Origin of the sequence: Bifidobacterium kimbladii, from assembly GCF_032193675.1 — a bacterium.
Classification (GTDB): Bacteria; Actinomycetota; Actinomycetes; order Actinomycetales; family Bifidobacteriaceae; genus Bombiscardovia; species Bombiscardovia kimbladii.
In genome coordinates this window covers 292,884-319,061 of record NZ_JASTZZ010000001.1, presented here as the reverse complement: position 1 = coordinate 319,061, position 26,178 = coordinate 292,884, and the positions used below count along the sequence as shown (strand labels likewise).

The following is a 26,178-nucleotide window of genomic DNA, read 5'->3' as shown; positions in this document are numbered from 1 at the left end:
GGACCTGCTCCTCCAATCTAACCCGGACTGTGCAATTCGTCACCGGGGCGCGCTCAGCTGACCGAGGACTTGATAGTATGGCCGCATGGCCTTGACTCCTGAAGAACTGCAACGTATTCGCACACGCATCCCCGAGCGTCCAGACTCGGACATTCCCACCCCCTATGAGGACCTGGTGCGCACCATCCTGCGCGAGGGCACCCTGAAGTCCGACAGGACGGGCACCGGGACCATATCGCTGTTCGGGAAGCAGATGCGCTTCGATCTGTCGCATTCCTTCCCGCTGATTACCACCAAGAAGGTCTACTTCCGGGGCATCGCCTACGAGCTGCTTTGGTTCCTCAAGGGGTCGCAGAATGTGCGTTGGCTGCAGGAAAACCGCGTGCACATCTGGGACGAGTGGGCCGACCCGGAAACCGGGGATCTGGGTCCGGTCTATGGAGTTCAGTGGCGCAGCTGGCCCGCTCCGACCCCCGAGGACCCCGATCGTACCATTGATCAGATCGCCAAGGTGCTGGATCTGATACGCACCCATCCGGACTCCCGTCGAATGATCGTCACTGCTTGGAACCCAGCCCAGGTTGACAGCATGGCCCTGCCGCCCTGCCATGCGCTCTTCCAGTTCTATGTGGCCGACGGCAGGCTGAGCTGCCAGCTCTATCAGCGCTCCTGCGACATGTTCCTGGGGGTGCCTTTCAACATCGCCTCCTACGCCCTGCTGACCCTGATGATGGCCCAGCAGGCAGGTCTTGAGCCTGGGGAGTTCATCTGGACCGGTGGCGACTGCCATATCTACGACAACCACGTGGAGCAGGTTCTGGAGCAGCTGTCGCGCAAGCCCTATCCTTACCCGACCATGCGCATCCGCAAGGCCGACTCCATCTTTTCCTATCAGTACGAAGACTTCGAGGTGGTGGACTATCAATGCCATCCCGCCATCAAGGCTCCAGTGGCGGTCTGATGGTGTGCTGAGCCGAATACGGGCACCGTCGGATCCGCAGATTAGAATGTACTCGTATATCTACTCACTATGAGGAGTGAACGCAACAGATGGAGCATGACAATAGTCGAAGCGGCTATCACGAACCCGAGCCCGGTCAGGCCGGGCTTCTAGGTGATGAGGAATGGCGGCATCAGGAAGAAGAGATAGGTCGCCGCTCATCGGTCAATATGATCTGGGCGCAGGCGCAGGCCACTGACGGTAGGCGCGGCGCCATTGGTTACCACAATGCACTGCCCTGGCATCTGAGCGAGGACATGCGGCACTTCAAGGAGTTGACCGTCTCCCATCCTGTCATCATGGGGAGGCGGACCTGGGTCTCCATAGGGGAGCGGCCCCTGCCCAAGAGGGACAACATCGTTCTGTCCAGTGATCCAGGGTTTCGGGCTCCAGGCGCCACGGTGGTATCTGCAGCTGACGATGCTCTGGAGCTGGCCAGGCAGGAGGCCATTCCCGACGATGGGATGGATCGCAGCGAAATCTGGGTCATCGGCGGCGCAGGGGTCTTCAGCACCTTCTTCCCGCTGGCTGATGCCGCCTACGTGACGGATCTGGATCTGCGGACTCCAGCTGATGTCTTTGTGCCTGATATGGAGGAGCTGGTCAGCAAGCGGTTCTGGCAGGTGCGCGACGAGAGCCAGTGGATGAACCCTGCCAAACCAGACCAGGCGGCTGCCATCCCGCGGTTCCGGTACATCACCTATGGGAAGGTGCGTTGATGGGCCAGGATTCTGAAGGAAAGGCCTCACGGGGTCCCTACAACGTCATGACAGTCTGCACCGGCAACATCTGCCGGTCGCCCATGGCTGAGGTCATTCTGCGCAAGTTCTTCCAAGACCGCGGACTGGATGAGGATCAGGTCAGGGTGGAATCCAGCGGAGTCAGTGACGAGGAGTTCGGCAACCCCATAGATCGACGTGCTCAGAAAGTTCTGCGCGAGCGGGGCTATGAGGTGCCGGCTGACCACTTCGCCCACCGGATCACCCGGGAGGAGGCCGAAGATGCCGACCTGCTGCTGCCCATGACGGCCGACCATATGCGAGCCCTTCTCCGTCTGCTGCCCTCCGGCAAGCGATCCGCTGTTCACCTGTACCGCAGCTTCGACCCGGACCTGCCCAAGCCGGCACCGGGACGGGAGAGCCAAATCGACCTGGTTGACCCTTGGTATGGCGGCCCCCATGAGTTCGAGGTGGCCATCGATCAGATCGAGCACACGGCGCCCTACATCGTCGACTGGGTGGCGCATCAGCTGTCCTGAACTATAGATCAATGGGAATATCAATTAAGCCCCTGGATTCCTCATGAATCTCAGGGGCTTAATGGCTGGTGGCTCCGAGCGGGATCGAACCGTTGACCTAGCGATTTTCAGTCGCTCGCTCTACCAACTGAGCTACAGAGCCATGAACAGTCGAAAAGACCCGGAAAAACCGGGCCAGACCATTCCCAGCGACTCCGGCCGGACTTGAACCGGTGACCTCCGCCGTGACAGGGCGGCGCTCTAACCAACTGAGCTACGGAGCCGAGACTGCTTGAACAGCCAAGAGGAAAGTTTACATGAGCGCCGGAGGAATGCAAGCCCCGGCGCGTCGCTGCCTAGTTCTGCTGCTGCCAGCCATCGGTGTCGATGTGGTGGGCAGGGTTGGCCTGCCAGGCCTTCCAGGCTGATTCGACGATCTCTTCGACCCCGTACTTGGCATGCCAGCCCATCTCGGTGTTGATTCGGGTGGGGTCGCCGATCAGGTGCGGCGGGTCGCCGGCGCGGCGGGGCTTGACGGCCTCGGTGAAGGGCAGACCCGTCACCTTCTTGACTTCGTCCACGATCTGGCGGACGGATGTGCCCTGGCCGGTGCCCACATTGAAGGCATCATAGCGACGCTGGTCGCGATCCAGGTAGTCCAGGGCGGCGATGTGGGCGTCAGCCAGGTCGGAGACGTGGATGTAGTCACGCACGCAGGTGCCGTCGGGGGTCGGGTAGTCGTCCCCGAAGATGGCGGGTGCCTTGCCCTGACGCAGCCTGTCGAAGAGCATGGGGATCAGGTTGAGGACCGCCGGATCCTCCAGGCTGACCGGTCCGCAGCCGGCCACGTTGAAGTAGCGCAGGGCGCAGAAGCGGATGCCGTAAGGCTGCTCGCAGGCCCGCGCCATCCACTCGCCGACCAGCTTGGTCTGGCCATAAGGGTTGATGGGGACCATGGGCTGCACGTCCTCAGGGACCACGTCGACCGGAGGCTCGCCGTATGTTGCGGCCGAGCTGGAGAAGACCAGCTTCTTGGCGTTGGTCTTTGCCATGGCGGACAGGACGTTGATCATGCCGTTCAGGTTCTGCCGGTAGTACCAGATGGGCTTCTCCACCGACTCGCCCACCTGCTTGCGGGCGGCGAAGTGGATGACCGAGTCGACCTTGTTCTTCTCAATGATCTCAGCCAGGCGCTGATCGGCGCCAGGTGCAGCCACGTCGGCGCCATAAAGCCTCGCATTGCCGATCCGGTCGGGCTTTCCGTAGCTGAGGTCATCGACCACGACGACCTCCTTGCCGGCCTCCTGCAGGGCGTGAACCACATGGGCGCCGATGTATCCGCAGCCGCCTGTAACCAAAACTGACATCTGCATGCCTTTCCTATCCAAAACCGAACTCTTGTTCGATTTTGCAATATTTTGTTGTGTTTTGTTCTGAATTGAGTATATCACGGGCACATCTGCCCGCTATGCCCGCTTGTTTGTATTTTCTAGGATATATATGAGCTGTGATGAGTGAAGAAAGACAGAGCAAGGCCCCTAGGCGGTCCATCGTCTCCTATGTGAGGCGCTCCGAGAAGCTCAGTGAACGGCTGGCGAAGGCTTGGACCCGGTATTCCTCCAGATACCTTCTCGATTTGGGCCAGGCTGAGGGTTCGTTGACAGTTGCCGAGGATCTGCGTTGTGATGCAGCAATGGTCAGGTCGGCCTGGGGGCGACAGGCCCCGCTGATCGTCGAGATCGGATCCGGCCAGGGAGAGAATGTAGTGGCCTCGGCCCGGGAACACCCTGATCGGAACTACCTGGCTCTGGAGGTCTATCAGCCGGGGTTGGCCCATACCATGCTGATGGCCGGTAAATCGGACTTGGATAATCTGCGGCTTGCCCAGGTCAACGCCCCGGAACTTCTGGCCCGAATGGATCCTGGACTGATCAAGGAGGTATGGACCTTCTTTCCTGATCCCTGGCCCAAGATGAAGCACCACAAGCGTCGTCTGGTCCAGCCGGCTCTGGCTGATGACTTGGCGGATTGTCTGGAGCCTGGTGGCCTTTGGCGAATTGCAACTGACATCGAGGATTACGCTCTGCATGTGCATAAGGTGATGGATGAGAATCCGAGATTCAGAAACCTGGGCGATCTGCGGGTCAGTCTGCCCACCCAACATGTCGGCAAGGGGACGGCTGATCAGGCCGAATTCCTGCCTCATGCCATGTTCATGGAGTCGGAGCGGTTCGACGGCAGAATCGTGACCAATTTCGAGCGTAAGGGGATTGAGGCCGGCCGGGTCATCCACGACCTGACTTATCAGGTTTCGGCAGACAGACCATAGAGTGCGCATAGATAGGATATGCGTCTGGTTCTTGTAGATGTGAACCTTGTAGATGCGAAGAGTGAGGGAGGCCCCCGGTGGTCAAGAGGATAGTGGCGGGAATGCTGGCCCATGTGGATGCCGGCAAGACCACGCTCTCGGAAGCCATGCTCTACCGGGGCGGGGAAATTCGCCGTCCGGGCAGGGTGGATCATGGCGACGCCTATCTGGACACCAACGATCTGGAGCGTCAACGCGGTATTACCATCTTCTCCAAACCGGCCCGGCTGGCCTATCGTGATGTCGAGCTTACCCTTATCGATACACCCGGCCATGTCGATTTCTCGGCCGAGATGGAGCGGGTCCTGTCAGTCTTGGATTATGCCCTCCTGGTCGTCGATGCAACCGCTGGATTAGAGGGGTATGTCGATACGCTCTGGCGGCTTCTGGCAGGCTACGAGGTGCCCACCTTCATTTTCGTCAACAAGTTGGATGCCCCTGGAGCTGATGCTGTCCGCATTCTTCAAAGCTGCAAGCAGCGCTGGTCTCCGGGCTGCTTCGATCTGAGCCGTGGACTTGAGCATGGCGATATGGAGGATGTGGCCTTGCTCGATGAGGACGTCATGGATGAGTACCTCAAGACCGAGGGCATATCTGATGAGAGCCTGGCACGGCTGGTTGCCGAGCGTCGTCTCTTTCCCTGTTTCCTTGGGTCTGCCCTGCGTCTGGACGGGGTCGACGCCCTCATGGAAGGGCTGGAGCGGTACACCTTTTCGCCTGGGTACGGCAGAGAGTTCGGCGCAAGGGTGTTCAAGGTATCGCATGATGACAAAGGCGCCAGGCTGACCTGGCTCAAGGTGACTGGTGGCGACCTGCCGGTCAAGTCGTCCGTAATTACCGATTTGTGCAATGGATCCGAAGGCCAATCAGGTTCCGGGAAGACAGGATACAGACAGATCAGCGAGACGATTGACCAGCTTCGGCTCTATTCGGGAGCGGCTTATAGGCTGACGGATTGCGCGCAGGCCGGGAGCGTCGTGGCTGCAACCGGGCTTGATCTGACACATCCAGGACAGGGGCTTGGCTGCGAGCGGAAGGATCTGGAGCCTGTGCTGGAGCCGGTGCTGACCTACGCAGTGACGGCTGAGGGGCTGGATCCGCATCAGGTGTTGAAGGCCTTGCGCATCCTTGAGGATGAGGATCCTCTGCTGCATGTGGTCTGGCAGGAGCAGCTTCAAGAGATTCACTTACGACTGATGGGCCAGGTCCAGTTGGAGGTGATCCAGGAGGAGCTGGAGCGGCGGTTCGGCATGCAGGTCTCCTTCAGCCAGGGCGGAATCCTCTATAGGGAGACCATCGCGACCCCCGTTGAAGGGGTTGGACATTTCGAGCCCCTCCGGCATTATGCCGAAGTCCATCTGCTCCTGGAACCTACGGGGCCGGGCAGCGGTCTCAGCTTCGCGTCGACCTGCAGCCTGGACCGCTTGGACGGCAATTGGCAGCGGCTCATCATGACCCATCTGGCCGAGAAGGAGCATCTGGGCGTCCTGACAGGCTCGCCCATCACAGACATGCGCATCACCTTGCTGGACGGCCGCGGGCATATCAAGCACACCGAGGGAGGAGACTTCCGCCAGGCCACCTACCGGGCCGTCCGGCAGGGGCTGATGAAGGCAAGCAGTATTCTGCTGGAGCCCTGGTACCACTTCAGGCTCACCATTCCTCAGGCGAACCTCGGCAGAGCAATGTCGGACATCTACCGGATGAAGGGCAACTTTGCGGAGCCGCAGGCAGACGGGGACACGGTTGAACTGGAAGGGGATGCGCCGGTATCACAGATGCGTGATTATGCCATCGAGGTCAGTACCTACAGTCATGGCCGCGGGCATCTGGTCTGTTTCTTCAGTGGATACCGTCCCTGCCAGGACCAGGATGCTCTTGTGGATTCCATCGGTTATGATCCCGAGTCCGACCTGGAGAACACCCCTGACTCGGTCTTCTGCGCCCACGGAGCGGGATACCCGGTCAAATGGAACAAGGTGGAGGACTTTATGCACCTGCCCGGCGGGCGGTACATCTGAAATGAAGCCTTGAGGATTCGAGCTCGATCGTTCACCGGCATCGAGCGGCATGGGGCAAGGTTCATTCTGGGTTGCCGGCCGCTGTTGGCTGACGATTTACCTAGAATTATGGACATGATTGATCATCTGACGCTGAAGGTTCGGGACATCCAGGCTTCCATCGATTTCTATAGCAAAGCCTTGGCACCATTGGGGTACGTGGCCAAGGCCCACCATGAGCCCACTATTGGGTTAGGCCCAGAGGACGACGGGGCCCACTCGGACTTCTATCTGACACCGAGTGAGGATGGGACTGCTTCGCCGGTGACCCATATAGCTTTCAGGGCTGCCGATGCCGCAACGGTGGATGCCTTTTACAGGGCGGCGCTCGCCGCCGGGGGCCATGACAATGGTGCTCCAGGACTGCGCGATTACCACCCCCATTACTATTCGGCTTTCGTTTTGGACCCGGACGGGAACAATGTCGAAGCAGTGGTGGACTGGTCAGGGGCCCAGGGGTAAGTGCGTCGGTCCACATACGGAATCATGTCGGCATCCGGGCGGTTGGGAAGTCCTAGGATGACCGGTATGACCTATACAGCCGCATTCGACGTGGGGACCACGCAGGTCAAGGCCGTTCTTGTGGATGACCAGGGTTCCGCCAGGATCTGCGCGTCCAGCGGCTTTCTGCCGATTGACACAGGTGATGGGCGTATCGAGCAGAATCCCGAGGATTGGTTGCAGGCCTTCATCGAGGTGTCCCGTGACCTTTTGTCCAAAGCCGGGCGGAGCATCGATCACTTCAAGAGCGACCAGGTCACCGGCATCATCATGAGCGGACAGATGCAGGACCTGATTGCCTTGGATGCACAGGGGCAGCCTGTCGGGCCGGCGATCCTGTACGCGGACGGCAGGGCCGAAGAAGAGTCTGCTGAGCTCACTGAAATCTATGGGGCTGAGTCCTTTCGAACCGTAGTGGGGAACCCGTGCGACGGGTCCCTGCCGGTGACCAAACTCATGTGGATGTCCAGGCATCAGCCCGACCGGTATGCGCAGGTTCGCCATGTGCTCATCGATGCCAAGGATTATCTGATTTGGTGGCTGACCGGTGCCTACTGCGGCGATGTGACAGCCTGCTCGACGGCAGGTGCCATGGATCTTCGCTTGCGGACTTGGAGAAGAGACATTCTGAAGGCAGCAGGCCTGGATGCCGCGATCTTCCCGGAACTCTATTGGCCATGGGAAAGCGTCGGCACCAGCACGCCGGGTGCATCCGCTGCCACGGGGTTTGCTCCGGGAACCACGGTATATGGGGGAATGGGGGATGCTGGCGCGTCTACCTTGGGCGGCGGGGTATTTCATCCCGGTCAATTCAATATCAACCTGGGCACATCCGGATGGATCGCCACAGTGACAGACCGGGCTGTAACTGACCGCCCTGGAATGGTCAACCTGGCCTATCTGGGCACAGACAGCATCATCAACACGGTGCCATTCCTCAATGCCGGCAACGTGCATGCTTGGGCCACCGGAGTCTTCGCGAAGGACAGTCCGACAGAGGGTGATGGCGATCCATATCAGCGCATGGGGCATTTGTTGGAATCCAGCCCGGCAGGAGCACGCGGCGTGATTTGCCTGCCCTATCTGGTGGGGGAGCGCTTCCCTATGATGAACTCCTCGATTCGGGGAGCCTATGTCGGCATTTCTTCCGAGACCGAGGCCTGCGACCTTGCCCGAGCCGCGCTGGAAGGCGTGTCCTATTCGATTCGTCAGGGACTTGACCTGTTGGGCACGCCTATCGAACGCGTCACCCTGATTGGTGGTGGCACCCGCGAACCCCAATGGTGCCAGATGCTGGCGGATATCCTTGACGCGCCCGTTCAGGTGCTTGATGACGCCCATCTCATGCCTGCGGTGGCCCTTGCGCAGCTGGTCTCTGTTGGCAAGCAGACCAGCTCTTCTTCACAGCCTGATTTGCAAGCCTTGGAGGAGTTGGTGGAGGCGAACCTAGTTGGACGGGTCTATTCCCCCAACGACGCAAATCGCCATGTGTACGATGTCGGTTACAACCGGTTCCGGCGTCTATATCCGGCTTTGGATTCTCTCCGGTAAGCGCCCATCGGACGCAGTCGTCCAACGTGGAAGATGAGAACGATTCAAAATAGCGCAACGGTGACAGCAATTTTGACTGCTTTTCGATGTTCGCAGACTGCGCCACGCAAAGCCGTAGAAATTCAAATAAGTGTGTCTTCACCATGCTGGTGGATTCTCGTCGGCGGTGATCTATAAGTGTGTACTGTTGTGTGTACTATTTTGGCTCGAAGTAGCCCGAAACAGCCCAATTCGGGTTTTGCGCTGAATTCTGTTTGTTTTAGATGAATAGCGGAATACCGCCATTTTTCAACCCTTTGCCTTGTACCCCCGGAGAGAGTCGAACTCTCGCTGTCAGATTGAAAGTCTGGTGTCCTAACCGTTAGACGACGGGGGCGAACGTGGCCATGATACCCGTCACCTATGGACCAGGCAAGCCTGGTGTGCCGTCCGCCGGTCAGTGATCCTCCTGGTCCAGTTCCTGGTCGCGGCGATGGAAGAGCTCCATCTGTTCGCGGATCCAGACACGTTCCGCAGGGTTGATATCGGCGGATTCCAGGTACTTCTGGTAGACGGGATAGAAGGCTCGCAGAATGGGGTAGATGGCGTAGAGGGTGTGCTCGGGCTTCTGTTCCCTGGTGTGTTGCGGGTGAGCGTCGAAGGTGTTCTTGAAGCGTTGCATGTAGTGGCGGAAGGATGTGAAGGAAGTGTCCATCCGGCGGGCGCTGATGCCCACGTTCATGTCCTTGCAGTAGACCGTCTTGAACCCCTGATCGATCAGGTGCAGGGAGATATCGACATCCTCGTGCATGATGTCCTCTTTGTCCCTGCAGACGTGGCTGCGTATGGCCCGCCAGGCCGTGGCGCGCAGGGCCATGTTGGAACCGTAGAGCAGGTATTGCCCGTCGTCGGCCCGGTAGATGGCCTTGCGGATGGTGTTGTCGCCCTTGAGCCCGATCCGCTTGCCTGGCATGTCATAGTAGGCCACCGGTCCAGTGGCGCCCATGGCCTTGGGGTCCCGGGTGAAGATGCCGGAGACCACCTCCACCCAATTGGGACGGAGCATGCAGTCGGCGTCAATCCGGCCCAGCACATCGCCGGTTGCCCGGTCAAGTCCGTAGTTGCGGGTGGGGATCAGCCCCTGTTCTCTGTCCTGATGGAGAAGCTTGACATGCTGGTCAGGGTGCTGATCGATGAAGTGCTGGACGATGGAGGCCGTTGCGTCTGTGGAGTGGTTGTCGACTACCAGCACCTCCTTGGGTGCCTGGCTCTGCCTGGTGGCGTTCAGGAGGCAGTCCTCAATGCGTTCTTCCTCATTCCAGGCGGGTATGACTATGGAAACGGTCAACATACCCCTCAGGATACGTGTGCCCGGATACACTGTCGGCTCAACCTGTGCCCTATGGCCCGTCATGTCAGCCATCTTGGGATAATGGAACATATGGCCAACGAGCAAAAGCAGCGCTTCGATTTCGCGACGGTCTTCCCGCCCAAGGGGGATCCGCGCCGACCTCCGGAATGGTTCGGCCGTGCCCTCCTCTATGTAGTGATAGCTGTCTTTCTGGCCTGGTTCGCTTACGCCTCCTGGTGGAAGATCGAATTCCTGGTGCTGGATGTGGTGATCGCCATCTTTGTCTCCCTTGCCATGGAGCCTCTGGTGCTCAGACTGGTCAGGCATGGCTGGCGGCGGGGAGCAGCCTCTGCGGTTACGTTGATAGGTCTGATCATCATTGTGATCGTCCTTATGGGCATGTTCGGCAATTTGCTGGTTCAGCAGGTCATCGGCATGGCCAACGGGGCGCCGGCACTCTATGAGCAGGTGGCGGAATTCATCGCCAGCCGCACACCCTGGCACCTGCCGGCCATGCAGGATCTTGGCGGTGAGATCGTCAAGAACATCCAGACCTCCTGGGTGACGGACTTCGCAGGACAGGCCCTGAACACCACCGTGGGCCTGGCCGGGTCCTTCATTAATATCATGACCGTCCTGCTGGTCATCTACTACATCTCCGCCGCAGGCCCCAAACTGCGCCGCAGCCTCTGCCAGTGGCTGGCCCCCAGGAGCCAGCGCCGTTTCCTTTTTGTCTGGACCATCGCCCAGGACCAGATCTCCAGCTTCCTGTTCAGCAGAACCATTCTGGCGCTCATCTCTGCGGCCTGCATGTCGGTCTTTCTGGTCATTCTGAAGGTGCCTTACTGGCTGCCGCTGGCCCTCTTCTGCGGGCTGGTTTCCCAGTTCGTGCCAACCATCGGCACCTACATAGGCGGAGCTATTCCCGTAGTGGTGGCCTGGGGAAGCCGCGGACTGCTGGTGGCCGTGATCGTGCTGGTCTACATCATCATTTACCAGCAGATCGAAAACATGATCCTGGCCCCCAAGATCTCCCAGCGGACCATGGACCTCAACCCGGCTATCGCCTTCCTCTCCGTACTGGCCCTGGGTGCGGTCTTCGGCGCCCTGGGTGCCTTCCTGGCCCTGCCTCTGGCGGCCAGCTTCCAGGCTATATTCTCGGCTTCGGTCAAGCACTACGAGCTGATCGACTCCCCGCTCATGCAGGATCCCAAGCCGGTCGGCAAGTCCAAGGTGGTCGAGGGTGTCGAGGCCTTCAACGAGCACGTGGTTCAGCCGGTGGCCAGCCATGTGGGCAGCCGGTCGGCCAAGGGGACCAGCGCCAGGGTCCGAGTGGACGATCCGGTCATGACCATTGCCCGCGAGCTCTACCCGACCTCTTCCCCGACGGCCAAGGATCTGGATGAGTCAGCCACGGTTCCCATACCCAAGTCCGCCTCGGCTCCGGTAAGGCACAGGCCGCTCAAAGGCACCGAGACCACCAACGAGGCCTCCGAGGAAGAGGATAACCCTCGCAAGGAGTGGCGCTGATGGCTCTGCTCAAAGTGCTGGACGTTCTGATGATGCTGCTGGGCGGGGTGGGCATCGTCTACCAGGCCATCTGCATCGTCATCTCCTTCGTCTCCAAGCCCACGGTTTTCCCCGAGGCCCCTTTCGACAAGCGGTTCGCCGTCCTTATTTCAGCCCGCAACGAGGAGCAGGTGGTCGGTCATCTGATCAATTCCATCAAGGAACAGACCTATCCATCCTCCATGATCGACATATGGCTGGTGGCCGATAACTGCACTGACGACACCGCCGGACTGGCCAGGTCCCTGGGCTGTCATGTGGTAGAGCGACAGGATCCGAACCAGGTGGGCAAGGGCTACGCTCTGACCTTTCTGCTGGACCAGATACTTGAGCGGGGCCTTGCCTCCCGCTACGATGCCTACTTCGTCTTCGATGCGGACAACCTCCTGGACCGCCATTACATCGAAGAGATGAACAAGGCCTTCCAGTCCGGCTTCCGCATACTGACCAGCTACCGCAACTCGGTCAACTTTTCGGACAACTGGGTCTCCTCCGGCTCAGCCCTATGGTTCATCCGCGAATCCCGGTTCCTCAACACCTCAAGGATGGTCATCGGCTCCAGCTGCCATGTGGGAGGCACCGGGTTCATGTTCTCCAGGGAGGTTATGGAGCGCAACAACGGCTGGAAGTTCCACCTGCTGACCGAGGACCTGGAGTTCACCATGGACTCGGTTCTGCACGGCGAGCGCATCGGTTATTGCGGCACCGCCATCCTCTATGACGAGCAGCCGGTCACCTTCAAGCAGAGCTGGCGGCAGCGGCTGCGCTGGAGCAAGGGCTTCCTTCAGGTCTTCCGCTACTACGGGCCCGCCCTGATCTCCAGAGCCTTCCGTGAACGCGACTTCTCGGCCGTGGACCTGACCATTCTCATCTGCCCGCTGACCGTCCTGGCTCTGGTCCGCTGCTTCTTCGGTCTGCTCTTCCCGGCTCTGGGCTTCGTGACCTGGACCAGCCAGGTGACCGAACTGATCAATGGCATCGCAGCCGGGGTTCTGGGTGTCCTGGCCATGATGGGCCTGGCCGCTTTGACTGTGTTGGCCGAGCGGGACAAGATAGGCGCTTCCAACAAGGAGCTTTTCGCCTACTGCCTGAGCTTCCCCATCTTCATGCTGAGCTACCTGCCCATCTCCTTCCAGGCCATCTTCGCCAATCCGGGATGGAAGCCCATCGAGCACTCCGGGCACTGAGACCGGGCATCCGCCGACATGCGAACTAGATTATGGAGGTGGCCAGGAGCGAGATAATGGTGGGATAGACTTAAGGCCATGTCCGATGAAGCCCGATCAGCCAGCATGACCGCCCACACGGCAGTGGCTCCTCCGCCCGATCCACAGGCAGCGGTCTCTATTCGCGCCCTGGTCAAGTGCTACCAGGGCCGGCCTGCTGTCAATGCCCTCTCTCTGGATATTCCCAGGGGGTCCTTCTATGGGATTGTCGGCCCCAACGGCGCGGGAAAGACCACCACGCTGAACATGGTGACCGGCCTCCTGGCGCCTGACTCCGGAAAGGTCATGATTCTGGGCAGGGACGTATGGTCTGACGTGGATACAGCCAAGCGGATCATAGGCGTCATGCCCCAAGGCGACCAGATCTTCGACAGGCTGACCGGTCTGCAATTGCTGGTCTACTCGGGCATGCTGCGTCGAATGCCGCGCGAGGAGGCGCTGAGCAGGGCCAGGGACCTGCTGGAGGCTTTTGACCTGACCGATGCCGGAGGAAAGCGCGTCTGCGATTATTCATCCGGAATGACCAAGAAGATTTGCCTGGCTACTGCCATGATTCATTCCCCCAGACTCCTTGTACTGGATGAGCCTTTCGAATCGGTCGACCCGGTCTCCAGCGCCAATCTCAAGGACATCCTTGTCGAGTATGTCGATACTGGAGGAACCGTGGTCATTTCCTCGCATGTCATGGCCCTGGTGGAGCGGATGTGCACGCATGTAGCCATCATCAATCATGGTCTGGTTCGGGCTGATGGCACGGTGGCCCAGGTCGCAGCAGGGGAGGATCTGGAGGATCGCTTCCTGGATCTCGTCGGCGGCCGCCATCAGGCCCGCCGGATCGCTTGGCTGAACGGTTCCGGGTCCGAGGAAGACCAGGAGGCGGAATGAGAACGGCAGCCACCATCATCGCCATGCGTTGGTCCATTGCCTGGGGAACGGTCAAGCACTCCTCCTGGCAGATGGTCGGCGCCATCATCAGCCTGCTCATGGCCATTGGCATCTGCCTGGCCTCATGGCAGGCTGCGCTGGCACTGGGGGGATGGCTGCCCAAGGCCGATCCGGGCGACCGCCAGCGTATGGGAACCATCTTGGTCCTGTTCCTGGTCGGGCTGACCCTGGGAGTGATTCTGATCCAACTGACCTTTCTGGGCCAGGGGTCGATACTGGGCCCTTCGCGATTCGTCCTTTACGGGATTCCTGACGGTCAGTTGCAATTGGGGCTCTACCTGGCCGGGCTGACCGGACCTGCGGGATTGACCGGCCTTGTCTGCTTCCTGGCTCTGACGGCCATCTATGCCCGCATGGGTGTCGGAGCTTCGATCATGGCTTTAATCGCAGCCCTGCTGGCTGTCATGGTGATGCTGGCCCTGTCCAGGGCTGTTTTGGATCTGCTCAGTACCATGATGGTTTCTCAGCGCACCCGATCAGGGCTCTATCTGCTGGTCACCGTGGTGATCATGGTTTTGTGCATGCTGCCCTCTTTGCTGAGCAGTGAGATTATGAACGGCATGGCAGTGGACGCCGACTCCATGAAATCCGTGGCCGATTTGCTTGCTTGGACGCCGCTGGGTGCCGCTGTCCGTCTGCCTGAGGATCTTATTTTGGGATCATGGTGGGCTCTGGCCGGACGTCTGTTTATGGAGCTGGCCACACTGGCTCTCTGCTTCATGATCGGCATGGTGTGTCTGCGTCATGACCGTTTGCATACTGGGGCGAGGGCTGAGCGGCCGACAGCTTCCAAGGGACTGGGGATGCTGGGCCGGTCCCGGAACACTGTGGATGCAATGATCGCACGGCTCCTGATCTATCTGCGTCAGGATTCCCGCAAGCTGTCTATCTATCCGCTTTTGCTGGTCCTGATGGTTCTGTACGCAATACTCTTCCGTCAGATGCCCATGCTGATATGGCTGGGACCGGTTTTGGGCGCCCTGATACTGGAGATTCCCGAGGGCAACGCCTTGGCCTACGATGGGCTCGCCCTGCGCATGGAGATAGCTGCGGGAGTGAAGGGTCGTGAGGACCGGCTGTCCCGTGTCCGCAGCCATCTGATCGTGGCTATGCCCTGCATGCTCCTGCTTGGGCTGGTGACTTTGATCCTCTCCGGGGCAATGAAGGGCGGAAGGGACCTGGCCATCTCCTTGGATATGCTTGCTGTGACGGTCGGATTGCTTCTGTCTGGTCTGGGAGTTGCTCAGATTTTCTCGGCCCTGCTGATCTATCCGGTCCCCTCTATGGACCAGCCCTTCACTTCGCCCCAGGGGCGTGCTGTTGCCCAAGGCTTCCTGCCAATGCTGCAGTTGCTGGCTAGCCTGGTGATCATGCTGCCCACTTTATTAGTGGCGCTGCTGTCCATGACCAAAGGCGGGATGCTTCCGCTCTGGCTGCCTATGCCGGTAGCACTGGCCAACGGTTTGATTACCCTCGCCATAGGTGTAGCTTTAGGGTCCCGGATCTTCGATCGTCGACAGTCGGCCATTCTGCTGACTCTGGATCGCTACGCCTCTCTGCAGTCCTGAGGCAGTGACAGGACCAGTACTAGGCTAGTTGGATGATGCCTACCGATCCGAACTCGGTTGGCGAGCACAAGTCCGGGAGTGAGCAATTGGGTGACAGACATCAGCTGCGCATGACACGCCGTCGTCGGATCAAGCGACGCTGGCGGGTGGCCCTGGCCACGCTTGTGGCTGTCATACTGGTTGCCGGCTATGCATGCATGGACCTGGCTGACCTGGTGCCTGGACCGTTGACCTTGGCCAAGACCAGTCATTCTTCGGTCCCCCCTGCGGTCATGATGGGCGTGCCGCCGACCCTTGCCGCCGACAAGCCTGGGTCCGCAGCGGATGCCGGCCAAGTCCAGCAGCTGGTCAACGCTTTCGCCGATACGCCGGGCCTGGGCAATGGCTACTCGTTGGTCGTGCGACAGGCTGACGGACGGGTGTTGGCCCAGAAGAACGCCGACCAGGCGCGCCAACCGGCCTCCACCATGAAGACCTTGACCGCAGCCGCAGCCGCCTCTGTTTTGGACATGTCCTCACAGCTGGATACTGAGGCGGTTCTGGATTCCTCTACCCCCTCGCAGGCAACGCTGACCCTGCGCGGTCACGGCGATATGCTCCTAGGGGTAGGCAAAGACGACCCCCTGCATGTCAATGGCCGGGCCGGACTAGGGACTCTGGCCGAGAAGACGGCTCAGGCTCTGCACCGACAGGGGATCGACCGAGTGGCCCTGGCCTACCAAGACACGCTTTTCGGCGACGATCAGGAGCCGGAGGGAATTGCAGAAAATAATCCTGATGGAATCTACTTCCAGGTGCCGGTCTCCATGGCTGTGGATGAGGCCCGGCAGGGACGGACTGAGCCTGTTGTCTACCCGGATGCAGGGGTCTACTTGCCCAGGGTCGAAAACCCGGCTCAGGCCGCTGCAGTATCCTTCGCCAGCCGCCTGATGGAGTCCGGGATCCAGGTGGACAATGCCCAGGGGCCCGACCGGACCGACCATGCCCAGGGCAGGGTTCTGGCCCGTATCAGCTCGGCGCGGCTCAGCGAGATCATGTCGCTGATGCTGCGCAACTCCGACAACAGCCTGGCCGAGCTTTTCGGCCGTCTGACCGCCTTGGCCCTGAACATGCCCAACAGTCCAGCTGGGGCTGTGAAAGCCGTTGTCAGCACGCTGAACAAGCTGGGCGTGGACACCGCGGGACTCAACATGGCCGACTGCTCGGGGCTTACTCCTGGCTCCGTCCTGCGGGTGGGCACCTTGGCTGACGTCCAGCAACTGGCTCTTGCTGACAAGGGCTTGACCCCCCTGGTCAAGGGCCTGTCTGTAGTGGGCCTGACCGGCACAGCGGCCAGCCGAAAGGTGGATGACCAGGCTGATGGACTGATTCGGGTCAAGACCGGCACTCTGGATCAGGTGACCTCGCTCACGGGCAATGTGATTCGTCGCTCTGGCGGCGTTTTGGTCTTTGCTGTGATCATCAACGATTCCGAGGACGCGGCTGCTGCCCGACAGGCTGTGGACACCTTGGTCGGATCCTTGGATCGGATTTGAGCAGGAAGAAGCCTGGACCATGGTCTATTCAGCGGCAATGAAAAAGGCGGTGGGGCTCCTGCGTTCGACCCTTGACGGGGAGGGCTTGGGCCTGCAGGATCAGCGGTTCGCCCATCACGGGGTGCATCGGCCTGATCCGGATGCCCCATTGATTCTGGTGGCCTGCTCTGGAGGCCGGGATTCCCTGGCTCTGGCCTGTGCGGCCCACCTGGTGGCCGACATGACCGGGCTGCGGTGCGGTGCCCTGCTGATCGATCATGGTCTGATGCCTGATTCGGATCAGGTCGCAGAGCGCGCGGCTGGAACCTGCCGGAAGCTGGGATTGGATCCGGTCCGCGTCACCAGAGTGGATGTACCGGTCACCTCGGCCGGCCCTGAGGCCGATGCACGTGCAGCCCGCTACCAGGCGCTCTCCGAACAGGCCCTCGAGCTGGGGGCCAAGGCCGTCCTTCTGGCGCACACTCGTGACGATCAGGCTGAGACGGTGCTGATCGGACTGATTCGCTCACAGGGGCTGGAGGCCATCACCGGCATGGCTCGGCGTGTGGAGCGTGGGGGAATGCGTTACCTGCGTCCCTTTCTGGACCTGGACCGGAAGGATACCACGGCTATTTGCCGCCAGCAGGGGATCGACTGGTGGGATGACCCTACTAACGGCGATGATCGACCGGCTGATTCCACGCTTCCCGAGACCCTGCCGCTGCGCTCGCGGATCCGCCACGACCTGCTGCCGGCCTTGAATCGCTTCGCTGGGCGGGACATGGCCCGCCGCCTGGCCCTTGGCGCGGATATGGCCCGTCTGGATCAGGATTATTTGGACACCCAGGTGGATGGCTTGTTCCAGCGGCTGGTCTCCCGCCCCGATTCGGACCAGATAGCCAAGGGGGTGCTGGCCTGCTTGGATGCCCACGGATTGGCCGACTGCCATCCGGCTCTGCGCACCCGCTTGCTGGCCCAGGTACTGACCAAACTGGGCATACGGTTCACGGCCGTGCAGGTCCAGGCTCTGGATAATTTGGTCTGCCGGTGGCACGGCCAGCAGGGCCCTCGTTTTCCCAGCTCCCATACAGCAATCCGTAAGGGTCAAGTCATTCTCATATGCAATGATGGAGACCATGCGCATCGCTGATATTCAATCCCATATCGACCATGAACTGGTGTCCAAGGAACGGATAGAAGAGCTGATCAACCGGACGGCCAAGCAGGTCAGCCGGGATTACCGGGGCAAGAACCCGATCATGCTGGCCGTGCTCAAGGGGGCTTTCAACACGCTTGCCGCCCTCTCGCAGGCCGTCACCATTCCGGTTCAGATTGAGTTCATGAGCATCTCCAGCTATCCGGCAGGCAAGACCAGCGTTTCTGAGGGAGACCTGGACATCAGGATGGATTTGGACTGCGATGTGCGCGGTCGGCATATTCTGATCGTTGAGGATATTATCGATTCCGGCTACACCTTGCACTGGTTGGTCGAGCATCTCAAGGAGCGAGGGGCTGCATCGGTGGAGATCTTCACTCTGCTGGACAAGACCTCGCGGCACGAGGTGGAGGTGGATGTCAAATATCCAGGGTTCGCCATACCCGACGAATTCGTTGTGGGCTTTGGGCTGGATTACGACGAGCAGTACCGTAATCTCGACTCGATAGCCGTACTCAGGTCCGAGGAATACATGGACCCGACCCAGAAACAGGATCATCAGGATCAGGGGGAGCAGTCATGAGCTACTCGCAGGGACCGCAGCAGGGTCCGCCCAATGGGGGCAAGGACAACGGAGACAAGGGCAACAACCCCTTCAACTTCAACCTGGGCAACAACGGTTCTGGCCCCAATGGGGGCAACCGCTCATTCTGGCGTTCCCCTTGGCTCTGGGGGATTCTGGCCGTGGTCATCATCCTGGCCATCTTCGGCTTCTTCAGCAGCCAGAACGGCGCTCAGACCATCGATACCCAGGACGGCCTGGAGCTGCTGAACGACCGCAGCAGCATGGTCAAGAAGGCCGAGATCACCGAGAAAATGCAGGTCGTCGAGCTCAAGCTCAATAGTGACTTCGTCAAGGATGTGCCCGGCTTCCGCGGCAACCGCACCTCCAAGAACTTCGGCAAGGACGTGCAGTTCTACTACGTGGAGGCCCAGGGGCAGCAGGTGGTCAAGGCCGTAGAGAAGGCCAAGCCCTCCGAGGGGTACAACTCGGTGGTGCCGCAGACCAGCATGATGAGCTACCTGATCTCCTCCATCCTGCCCATGCTGATCATTTTGGGAGTCTTTTGGTTCCTGCTCTCGCGCATGTCCTCGGCGGCCGGCGGCGGCATGTTCGGCATGGGGGGCAAGAAGAACTCCGCCAAGCTCAGCGACGGGCAGACCCCCAAGACCAAGTTCTCGGACGTGGCCGGCGAGGAGGCCGCAGTCCAGGAGGTGGAGGAGATCAAGGAGTTCCTCAAGGATCCCTCCAAGTACAAGGCCCTGGGCGCTCGCATACCCCGTGGCGTCCTGCTCTATGGCCCCCCTGGAACCGGCAAGACCCTGCTGGCCAGGGCCATCGCCGGCGAGGCCAGCGTGCCCTTCTACTCCATGGCAGGCTCTGACTTCGTCGAGATGTTCGTCGGTCTGGGCGCCTCCCGAGTGCGCGACCTGTTCGATGAGGCCAAGAAGAACGCGCCGGCCATCATCTTCATCGATGAGATCGATGCTGTGGGCGGCAAGCGCGGCTCCGGCATGAGCGGTGGCCATGACGAGCGCGAGCAGACCCTGAACCAGCTGCTGGTCGAGATGGACGGCTTCGACAACGACACCAACCTGATCATCATCGCAGCCACCAACCGCCCGGACATCCTGGACCCGGCCCTGCTCAGGCCCGGCCGGTTCGACCGTCAGGTGGCCGTGGAGGCCCCGGATCTGGAGGGCCGCGAGGCCATCCTCAAGGTCCACGCCAAGGGCAAGCCCTTCGTGCCTGACGTGGATCTGCACACTGTGGCCGTGCGGACGCCTGGCTTCACCGGCGCCGACTTGGCCAACGTGCTCAACGAGGCTGCTCTGCTGACCGCACGTTCCGATGCCCAGCTGATCGACAACCGGGCCATCGACGAGGCCATCGACCGCGTGCTGAGCGGACCTCGGCGGCGGACCAAGGGCATGGCTCTGGCCGAAATGCGCAACACCGCCTACCATGAGGGCGGCCATGCCATGGTTGCTGCGGCCCTGCACCACACCGACCCGGTCACCAAGGTGACCATTCTGCCTCGCGGGCGGGCCCTGGGCTACACCGCGGTCATGCCCACCACGGACCGCTACTCGCAGTCCCGCAACGAGCTACTGGACCAGATGGCCTATGCCATGGGCGGCCGCGTGGCGGAGGAGGTGGTCTTCCATGACCCGACCACTGGCGCCTCCAACGACATCGAGAAGGCCACCAGCATCGCCCGCCAGATGGTCCTGCAGTATGGGTTCTCATCCAAGTTGGGCGCCATCAAGTGGGCTGACGAAAATGACCAGGACGCCGGACTCGATGCCCTGAAGCCCCACAACTACTCAGAGAAAACGGCCGAGGCCATCGATGAGGAGGTCCACAATCTCATCGAGACGGCTCACGAAGAGGCTTGGCGGATCATCACTGAAAACCGTGACGTGCTGGATGAGCTCGTTCGACAGCTCCTGGTCAAAGAGACACTGAACAAGGACGAGCTGGCTGCGGTCTTCGCTGGTCTGCGCAAGGCTCCCGAACGTCAGCTCTGGCTGTCTGCGCCGGATCGGCCGGACTCCGAGCAGCCTCCGGTGGAGATTCCTGAGGAGCTCAGGCGCAGCCTAAACGGACCGTCCGCAGAGGACCAGCACTGAATTCTGAATCGGCTCGGTGCCCTGCATATGGTCCCGGGGCCGGTGCCAGTGAATCTTCCAAGGCGAGGGAGGAGCGTACATCATGGATTCCATCCGTCTGAGTTCCATCAAGGTCGCACCCCTGCATGGCCAGCAGAAGCCTGGGTTCGGCTACCAGGTCGATGCCGTCCTCTACCTGGATTTGAGTGAGGCAGGCAGGCTCAACGACGGCACTCAGACCGTGGACTATGTGCAGATTGTCCGGCGGATCGTCAACCTGGTCCAAAACGAGCCGGCTGATGAGATTCTGGAGTCCCTGACCGCCAAGGTGGCTGATGCCATCCTGCTCTCCCATCAGATCCGCCGCACCCGGGTCACGGTCACCCGTCTGGGTGCTGACCAGGGAACAGGGGTCGGTTTCCAGGTGGGCGTCACCCTGGAGCGTGCGGCCGACGATCAGGTGGAAGGCAACCCGGCCAGCATGGAATCTGGACGAGTCAGGGGCGGCGGGAATGCTGCTCTAGGGCATCCCTCCTTCCTGCTGTCTGGTCAGGCCGATTCTGGCCATGCGGCACAGGCCCGGCTGCGTCACCCCGTAACCTCCTCCACGCAGAACGGCCTGTCCTCAGATTTGGAGAATGACAACGAAGCGTCTAGTCAGCCGACTGTCGAGGGGGCCAAGCCAAAGGGCCTTCTGATGCGTGATGTGATTGCGCTGGAGGGAGCATCGGGAACCGACCGGTTGACCATGCTTCGTGCTCTCGCAGCCTTGGACGGGATCCCCGGCAGCCAGTTGGTCGGCATCTCGCCCCTATATGCCTATCGGGACGACCAGGGTGATCAGCGTCTATCGGCCGTGGTTATTCTGCAGACACCGCTGAATCTGGAGGAACTGCGGTCGGCCCTGGACATGGTGGCCGCCCCTATCAGACAGATGGGCGGATTGGATGCAGACGTGGTCGAGGTGGAGAGCTTGGATGGTTCGGTTCTGTCCTCTCAGGACCGTCCGCCTCTGCTGGCTGCCCATGCTCCATCGCGCATTTTGATTCCCTGGGCTTACTTGGAGCCTGAGCACAGTCTGCCTGGAGCTGACGGATCCTGTCTGGCAAGCCTGGCCAACCGTGCTCCTGACCGGGATCGCATCAGCCTGGTCTCGGAGGACTGGATTCTGGACGGGTTGTCATGAGGGCCCGCCGCACACCGCTCGTGCACTACCTGGTCGCCCTGGTCTTGGGGCTGATGGGAGGCGCCGGCATCTCGGAACTGGGCATGTCCACCAGGACGGACCTCATGGGGGTTCCCTGGCTGGTCAGCGTATTGCTCCTCCTGCTGGGGGCGGCCATCCTGATCATGGCTTTCCAGGTGCATCGCTATGCCAAGGGAGACCGCAAGGAGATGGATTTGCGCTTCGCGGTCAACGTGCTGATCATGAGCAAGGCCTTGGGCGTTGCCTGTGCCGCCCTGTTGGGCTGGTATGGCAGTCAGGCACTGATCAGCATGGGGCATGCAGGCGCGCCCTATTACACACGGGTCATGCAGGAGTGCCTGGTCGCCTCCCTGGTCTGTCTGATCGATGTGGTGGCCGGAGCTGTGGGGGAGTGGCTCTGCCAGTTGCCCCCTGATGACGGGCCTGAGAACCCCGATCGGCGCAAGTCTTCACGAAGACCCATGGCCGATGCGACCGATACCGCTGACAGAGCGAAGATAAAGGCCAATTCAAGTAAAAGGCCGGGCTGAACAGCGTTCGAGGCCGTAGCCTAAGGCATTTCCGAAGATGGCCGACCTGCTACAGACCAGGCTGTTGACTCGTCGCCTTGGAAAAATACGCGATGACCTTGTGGCCGCTCAGTTTTTAGGCACCCTGATCATGGCCTCCTGAACCATGTAGGCTGCCAAATCACCCTGACGGTTGTAAACCTTGGCCATGCACAGGCTGCGGCCGTGGTCGGCCACTGGGGACTCCTGAATAAAGCAGTGCCAGTCGCAAGGATCCAGATCCTGATACCACCACATGGCATGGTCGATGGAGGCGAAGGAGATCCCCGGGGTGGTCATGCTCAGCCCGGCACGGCGCAGGGCGGGCTCCATCATGATCTGATCGCATTCCATGGCCAGCAGGGCCCGGCGCATCAGCGGATTCAGGTCGGCACCTCCCTGGGTGCGGCTCCAAACGGCCTGGCGGCTCCTGCTGTCATCCTCGGAATCCCTTTTGTCTGCCTCATCTGCATCATCCAGCAGGACCGTGCCGCCGACGTGGCGCATGTCGAAGGGGCTCTGATGGGCATAGTAGTCAGCGAAGGGGGACTGGTCGGCATAGGGTTCCATCAGCTCCCGGGAGCCGGGCAGGTCCTCCGGATCGGGCAGCCCCGTCGGCATGGGGTCGGCATAGCGGATGCCCTCCTGGCCGACCTGCTGGTAGGAGAGCAGGGCGTTCAGGATGGTCCGTTCCCCCTGGTGCAGATCAACACGTCTGGAGGAGAAGGAGTGCCCATCTCGAATGGTCTCGACTTCAGCTTGAACGTCCTGATCAAGGAGTCCAGTGCGCAGGTAATAGGCGTGCATCGAGTGGGGCAATCGACCTTCCGGCACGGTCCGCCCGCCGGCCATGATGGCCTGACCCAGCAGCTGGCCCCCGTAAAGGCGGCCTGTGGGGAAGTCCAGCGATTTGCCTAGAAAACGGGAACGGCCATCGGCAGGCTGCTGTTTTTGCAAATTCAACCCGGCGATGGCCTGGGCCAGTGCTTCATCCTCGGTGCTCATGCTTCTCCTGGGCCCTCGATCCCTCGTGATGTGCTTCGTTCAGCGGGTCAGCTTGCGGTGGATGCGGTGGGGCCTGGAGGCCTCCTCGCCCAGACGCTTGACCTTGTTCTCCTGGTAGGCCTGGAAGTTGCCCTCGAACCAGTACCAGGAGGCCGGATTCTCGTCCGTGCCCTCCCAGGCCAGAATATGAGTTGCGATCCGGTCCAGGAACCAGCGGTCGTGGGAGATGACCACAGCGCAGCCGGGGAAGGCCAACAGGGCGTTCTCCAGGCTCTCCAGGGTTTCCACATCCAAGTCGTTGGTCGGCTCGTCCAGCAGGAGGAGGTTGCCGCCCTGCTTGAGGGTGAGTGCCAGGTTCAGTCTGTTGCGCTCGCCACCGGATAGGACGCCGGCCGGCTTCTGCTGATCCGAACCCTTGAAGCCGAATGAGGCCACATAGGCGCGGGTGGGCACCTCGACGCCGCCGACCTCGATGAAGTCCAGCCCGCCGGAGACCACCTCCCAGAGGTTCTTGTTGGGGTCGATGCCCTCGCGGTTCTGATCCACATAGGAGATCTTGACCGTGTCGCCGACCTCCAAGGAGCCCGATGTCAGAGGCTCCAAGCCCACAATGGTCTTGAAGAGCGTCGACTTGCCCACGCCATTGGGCCCGATGACGCCCACAATCCCGTTTCGAGGCAGGGTGAAGCTCAGATCGTCGATCAGGACGCGGTCGCCGAAGACCTTGTGGATGTGCTCGGCCTCCAGCACCTTGGAGCCCAGACGGGGACCTGGCGGAATCTGAATCTCTGAGAAGTCCAGCTTCTTGTTGTTCCGGGCCTCGTTCTCCATCTGCTCATAGCGCTCCAGACGGGCCTTGTTCTTGGCCTGCCGGGCCTTGGGGGAGGAGCGGACCCATTCCAGTTCGTTGTTGAGACGCTTGGCCAGTTTGGCGTCCTTCTGCCCCTGGACCTCCAGACGCTTGGCCTTGGTCTCCAAGTAGGTGGAATAGTTGCCCTGGTAGGGGTAGAGGTGGCCGCGGTCCACCTCGCAGATCCATTCGGCTACGTTGTCCAGGAAGTACCGGTCGTGGGTCACTGCCAGGACAGCGCCCTTATAGGTGTGCAGGTACTGCTCCAGCCAGAGGATGGACTCGGCATCCAAGTGGTTGGTGGGCTCGTCCAGCAGGAGCAGGTCGGGGGCTTCCAGCAGCAGCCGGCATAGAGCCACCCGGCGGCGCTCCCCTCCAGAGATGACCGAGACCGGGGTGTCCGGGTCGGGGCACTGCAGGGCATCCATGGCCTGATCCAGCTGGGAATCCAGATCCCAGCCGTTGGCGGCATCAATTTGCTCCTGGAGCTGGCCCATCTCGGTCATGAGGGCGTCGTAATCGGCATTGGGATCGGCCATCTGCTCGCCGATCTGGTTGAAGCGGTCCACCTTGCTCATGATGTCGCCGAAGGCCATGCGAATGTTCTCGCCAACGGTCTTGTCTTCGTCCAGCGGCGGCTCCTGCTGGAGGATGCCTACCGTGTAGCCGGGGGTGAGCTGAGCCTCGCCGTTGCTGACCGTGTCCAGGCCAGCCATGATCCGCAGCAGGGTGGACTTGCCCATGCCGTTGGGGCCCACCACGCCGATCTTGGCGCCGGGCAGGAAACTCAGGGTCACATCGTCCAGGATGACGCGGTCGCCGAAGGACTTGCGCGCCTTGATCATCTGATAAATGAATTCGGCCAAGAAGCTACCTCACAGAACCATAGAAAAGACAGTGGAAACTGCATTCATGGTAGTGGGAACTTCTGACTTATGCGCCGGGCTGATAAGCAAGGTCAGGCAGGCGGATGGCCGCCTATAAACAAGACCTATGACCAGACCCTGGTTCTGCCGCCGTGGTCGGGGTAGCCTTGAGTCGACGTTCCCGCCCGGCATGCGCAGGTCAAGGAACGCCGGACGGACCTTTGCCGGCTTGGGCGGGTTCCCTCCTATCGCTGTGCGCATGAGGAACGGGCCGTCCGCTCTATGACGGTCGCAAGGGAGTATCAATGACGGAGAAACAGCAGCAGGGTCGGATTTCCGCAGCTCATCGGTTGCGTTGGAGGCCGCTTGACATAGCGGTCGGCGCAGGCCTGGGCGCGGTGTCGGGGTTGATTTACTGGTTGGCCAGCCTGCTTGCCTCGTGGATATTCCCGCTGATGACGGCCCTGCTTCCGGGGATGGCGGCCCTTTTGCATGGGGTCTTCTACTTTCCCTGCACCCTTTCCCTGCTGATACTGCGCAAGCCAGGCGCAGCCGTCTACGTTGGCATCATCAGTGTCCTGGTCGAGATTCTGCCTGGCAACGCCTATAACGTGCCGATGATTTTGGTGGAGGCCATCGTCGAGGCCCTGTGCGCGGAACTGGCCTTCGGAATATTCCGCTACCGTCGTTGGACCCTGGGAACGACCGTTCTGGGGGGTGTCCTGATAGCCTTGGTCTATAACGCTTTTCTCCTGGCCTTCTATTATCAGGGGGTCTCCCTCCTCAGCCCGAGGGGGATCATCGGCACCATCTGCGAGCTGATCAGTGGAGTGGTCCTGGCTGGACTGGTCAGCTGGTTCCTCTTCCGGGCCATCGGCAGCACCGGTGCTCTGGATCGGCTGGCATCCGGGCAGGATGTCAGGCAGGTCTGAATATCGACATCCTTGCCCAACCGACCGTATTGACCATATGTTTATTGACTCAGTGTTTCCCGTGCAGCTGTG

General features: G+C 60.7%; 22 protein-coding genes and 3 tRNA genes. 18 read left to right on the top strand and 7 right to left on the bottom strand.

Annotation, left to right across the window (positions count from 1 at the left end):
* Positions 1-85 precede the first annotated feature (85 nt).
* The 3 genes from QRX41_RS01320 to QRX41_RS01310 all read left to right on the top strand — a co-directional run bounded on the left by QRX41_RS01320 (position 86) and on the right by QRX41_RS01310 (position 2,258).
* Positions 86-961 (top strand): thymidylate synthase, encoded by an 876-nt coding sequence (locus QRX41_RS01320; RefSeq protein WP_313838217.1) that lies wholly within the window; start codon positions 86-88, stop codon positions 959-961.
* A gap of 89 nt (positions 962-1,050) precedes the next feature.
* On the top strand, positions 1,051-1,719 hold the full coding sequence (locus QRX41_RS01315; RefSeq protein ID WP_198199870.1) for a dihydrofolate reductase: 669 nt from the start codon (positions 1,051-1,053) through the stop codon (positions 1,717-1,719).
* Positions 1,719-2,258: a low molecular weight protein-tyrosine-phosphatase gene (locus tag QRX41_RS01310; protein ID WP_198199871.1), complete on the top strand. Its 540-nt coding sequence runs from the start codon at positions 1,719-1,721 to the stop codon at positions 2,256-2,258. Before QRX41_RS01315 ends, QRX41_RS01310 begins: the two co-directional genes overlap by 1 nt.
* Positions 2,259-2,324: 66 nt before the next feature.
* On the opposite strand, the gene QRX41_RS01305 is transcribed toward QRX41_RS01310, so the two are convergent.
* The 3 genes from QRX41_RS01305 to galE form a co-directional block, all read right to left on the bottom strand.
* Positions 2,325-2,400, bottom strand: a tRNA-Phe gene (locus tag QRX41_RS01305).
* Positions 2,401-2,447: 47 nt separating this feature from the next.
* Positions 2,448-2,521, bottom strand: a tRNA-Asp gene (locus QRX41_RS01300).
* A gap of 72 nt (positions 2,522-2,593) precedes the next feature.
* A complete protein-coding gene (galE, locus tag QRX41_RS01295) occupies positions 2,594-3,604 on the bottom strand; it encodes a UDP-glucose 4-epimerase GalE (RefSeq protein WP_313838211.1) in 1,011 nt (336 codons plus the stop codon).
* A 143-nt stretch (positions 3,605-3,747) separates the two neighbouring features.
* Here galE and trmB point away from each other — a divergent pair, with 143 nt between their 5' ends.
* The 4 genes from trmB (at position 3,748) to QRX41_RS01275 (ending at position 8,717) form a co-directional block, all read left to right on the top strand.
* Positions 3,748-4,566 (top strand): tRNA (guanosine(46)-N7)-methyltransferase TrmB, encoded by an 819-nt coding sequence (trmB, locus tag QRX41_RS01290; RefSeq protein ID WP_313838210.1) that lies wholly within the window; start codon positions 3,748-3,750, stop codon positions 4,564-4,566.
* 77 nt (positions 4,567-4,643) lie between these two features.
* The gene (locus tag QRX41_RS01285) at positions 4,644-6,626 is read left to right on the top strand and encodes a TetM/TetW/TetO/TetS family tetracycline resistance ribosomal protection protein (RefSeq protein ID WP_313838208.1); all 1,983 of its coding nucleotides are present in this window, start codon (positions 4,644-4,646) and stop codon (positions 6,624-6,626) included.
* A 114-nt stretch (positions 6,627-6,740) separates the two neighbouring features.
* Positions 6,741-7,127 carry a VOC family protein gene (locus QRX41_RS01280; RefSeq protein ID WP_313838207.1) on the top strand — a complete coding sequence of 129 codons (387 nt, stop codon included), beginning with the start codon at positions 6,741-6,743 and terminating at the stop codon, positions 7,125-7,127.
* A gap of 57 nt (positions 7,128-7,184) precedes the next feature.
* The gene (locus QRX41_RS01275; protein ID WP_313838206.1) at positions 7,185-8,717 is read left to right on the top strand and encodes a xylulokinase; all 1,533 of its coding nucleotides are present in this window, start codon (positions 7,185-7,187) and stop codon (positions 8,715-8,717) included.
* 304 nt (positions 8,718-9,021) lie between these two features.
* Here QRX41_RS01275 and QRX41_RS01270 read toward each other — a convergent pair.
* Positions 9,022-9,093: transfer RNA gene (locus tag QRX41_RS01270), tRNA-Glu, on the bottom strand.
* A gap of 60 nt (positions 9,094-9,153) precedes the next feature.
* Positions 9,154-10,047, bottom strand: coding sequence for a glycosyltransferase (locus QRX41_RS01265; RefSeq protein WP_313838205.1), 894 nt, complete (start codon positions 10,045-10,047; stop codon positions 9,154-9,156).
* 90 nt (positions 10,048-10,137) lie between these two features.
* Between QRX41_RS01265 and QRX41_RS01260 the strand changes: the two genes are divergently transcribed.
* The 10 genes from QRX41_RS01260 (at position 10,138) to QRX41_RS01215 (ending at position 22,435) form a co-directional block, all read left to right on the top strand.
* Positions 10,138-11,577 carry an AI-2E family transporter gene (locus tag QRX41_RS01260; protein ID WP_313838204.1) on the top strand — a complete coding sequence of 480 codons (1,440 nt, stop codon included), beginning with the start codon at positions 10,138-10,140 and terminating at the stop codon, positions 11,575-11,577.
* On the top strand, positions 11,577-12,803 hold the full coding sequence (locus QRX41_RS01255; protein WP_045924751.1) for a glycosyltransferase family 2 protein: 1,227 nt from the start codon (positions 11,577-11,579) through the stop codon (positions 12,801-12,803). The genes QRX41_RS01260 and QRX41_RS01255 overlap by 1 nt, the downstream gene beginning before the upstream one ends.
* A gap of 78 nt (positions 12,804-12,881) precedes the next feature.
* Entirely contained in the window at positions 12,882-13,727 is an 846-nt protein-coding gene (locus QRX41_RS01250) for an ABC transporter ATP-binding protein (protein ID WP_313835774.1), read from the top strand.
* The gene (locus QRX41_RS01245) at positions 13,724-15,355 is read left to right on the top strand and encodes a hypothetical protein (RefSeq protein ID WP_313838203.1); all 1,632 of its coding nucleotides are present in this window, start codon (positions 13,724-13,726) and stop codon (positions 15,353-15,355) included. The genes QRX41_RS01250 and QRX41_RS01245 overlap by 4 nt, the downstream gene beginning before the upstream one ends.
* An 86-nt stretch (positions 15,356-15,441) precedes the next feature.
* Positions 15,442-16,890 carry a D-alanyl-D-alanine carboxypeptidase/D-alanyl-D-alanine-endopeptidase gene (locus tag QRX41_RS01240; RefSeq protein ID WP_313838201.1) on the top strand — a complete coding sequence of 483 codons (1,449 nt, stop codon included), beginning with the start codon at positions 15,442-15,444 and terminating at the stop codon, positions 16,888-16,890.
* A 19-nt stretch (positions 16,891-16,909) separates the two neighbouring features.
* Positions 16,910-18,019 carry a tRNA lysidine(34) synthetase TilS gene (gene tilS, locus QRX41_RS01235; RefSeq protein WP_313838200.1) on the top strand — a complete coding sequence of 370 codons (1,110 nt, stop codon included), beginning with the start codon at positions 16,910-16,912 and terminating at the stop codon, positions 18,017-18,019.
* Positions 18,006-18,608 carry a hypoxanthine phosphoribosyltransferase gene (hpt, locus tag QRX41_RS01230; RefSeq protein ID WP_101432715.1) on the top strand — a complete coding sequence of 201 codons (603 nt, stop codon included), beginning with the start codon at positions 18,006-18,008 and terminating at the stop codon, positions 18,606-18,608. The genes tilS and hpt overlap by 14 nt, the downstream gene beginning before the upstream one ends.
* Positions 18,605-20,719 carry an ATP-dependent zinc metalloprotease FtsH gene (gene ftsH, locus QRX41_RS01225; protein ID WP_313838198.1) on the top strand — a complete coding sequence of 705 codons (2,115 nt, stop codon included), beginning with the start codon at positions 18,605-18,607 and terminating at the stop codon, positions 20,717-20,719. The genes hpt and ftsH overlap by 4 nt, the downstream gene beginning before the upstream one ends.
* Positions 20,720-20,801: 82 nt before the next feature.
* The gene (locus QRX41_RS01220) at positions 20,802-21,884 is read left to right on the top strand and encodes a dihydroneopterin aldolase (RefSeq protein WP_313838196.1); all 1,083 of its coding nucleotides are present in this window, start codon (positions 20,802-20,804) and stop codon (positions 21,882-21,884) included.
* Entirely contained in the window at positions 21,881-22,435 is a 555-nt protein-coding gene (locus QRX41_RS01215) for a DUF3180 domain-containing protein (protein ID WP_045924744.1), read from the top strand. Before QRX41_RS01220 ends, QRX41_RS01215 begins: the two co-directional genes overlap by 4 nt.
* 108 nt (positions 22,436-22,543) lie before the next feature.
* Here QRX41_RS01215 and QRX41_RS01210 read toward each other — a convergent pair whose 3' ends face one another.
* Positions 22,544-23,458, bottom strand: a complete 915-nt coding sequence (locus QRX41_RS01210) for an acyl-CoA thioesterase (RefSeq protein WP_313838194.1) — start codon at positions 23,456-23,458, stop codon at positions 22,544-22,546.
* Positions 23,459-23,497: 39 nt separating this feature from the next.
* Complete coding sequence (ettA, locus tag QRX41_RS01205) at positions 23,498-25,174, bottom strand: energy-dependent translational throttle protein EttA (protein WP_313838193.1); 1,677 nt, start codon at positions 25,172-25,174, stop codon at positions 23,498-23,500.
* 305 nt (positions 25,175-25,479) lie between these two features.
* Here ettA and QRX41_RS01200 point away from each other — a divergent pair, with 305 nt between their 5' ends.
* Positions 25,480-26,106: an ECF transporter S component gene (locus QRX41_RS01200; RefSeq protein ID WP_313838192.1), complete on the top strand. Its 627-nt coding sequence runs from the start codon at positions 25,480-25,482 to the stop codon at positions 26,104-26,106.
* Positions 26,107-26,178 lie beyond the last annotated feature (72 nt).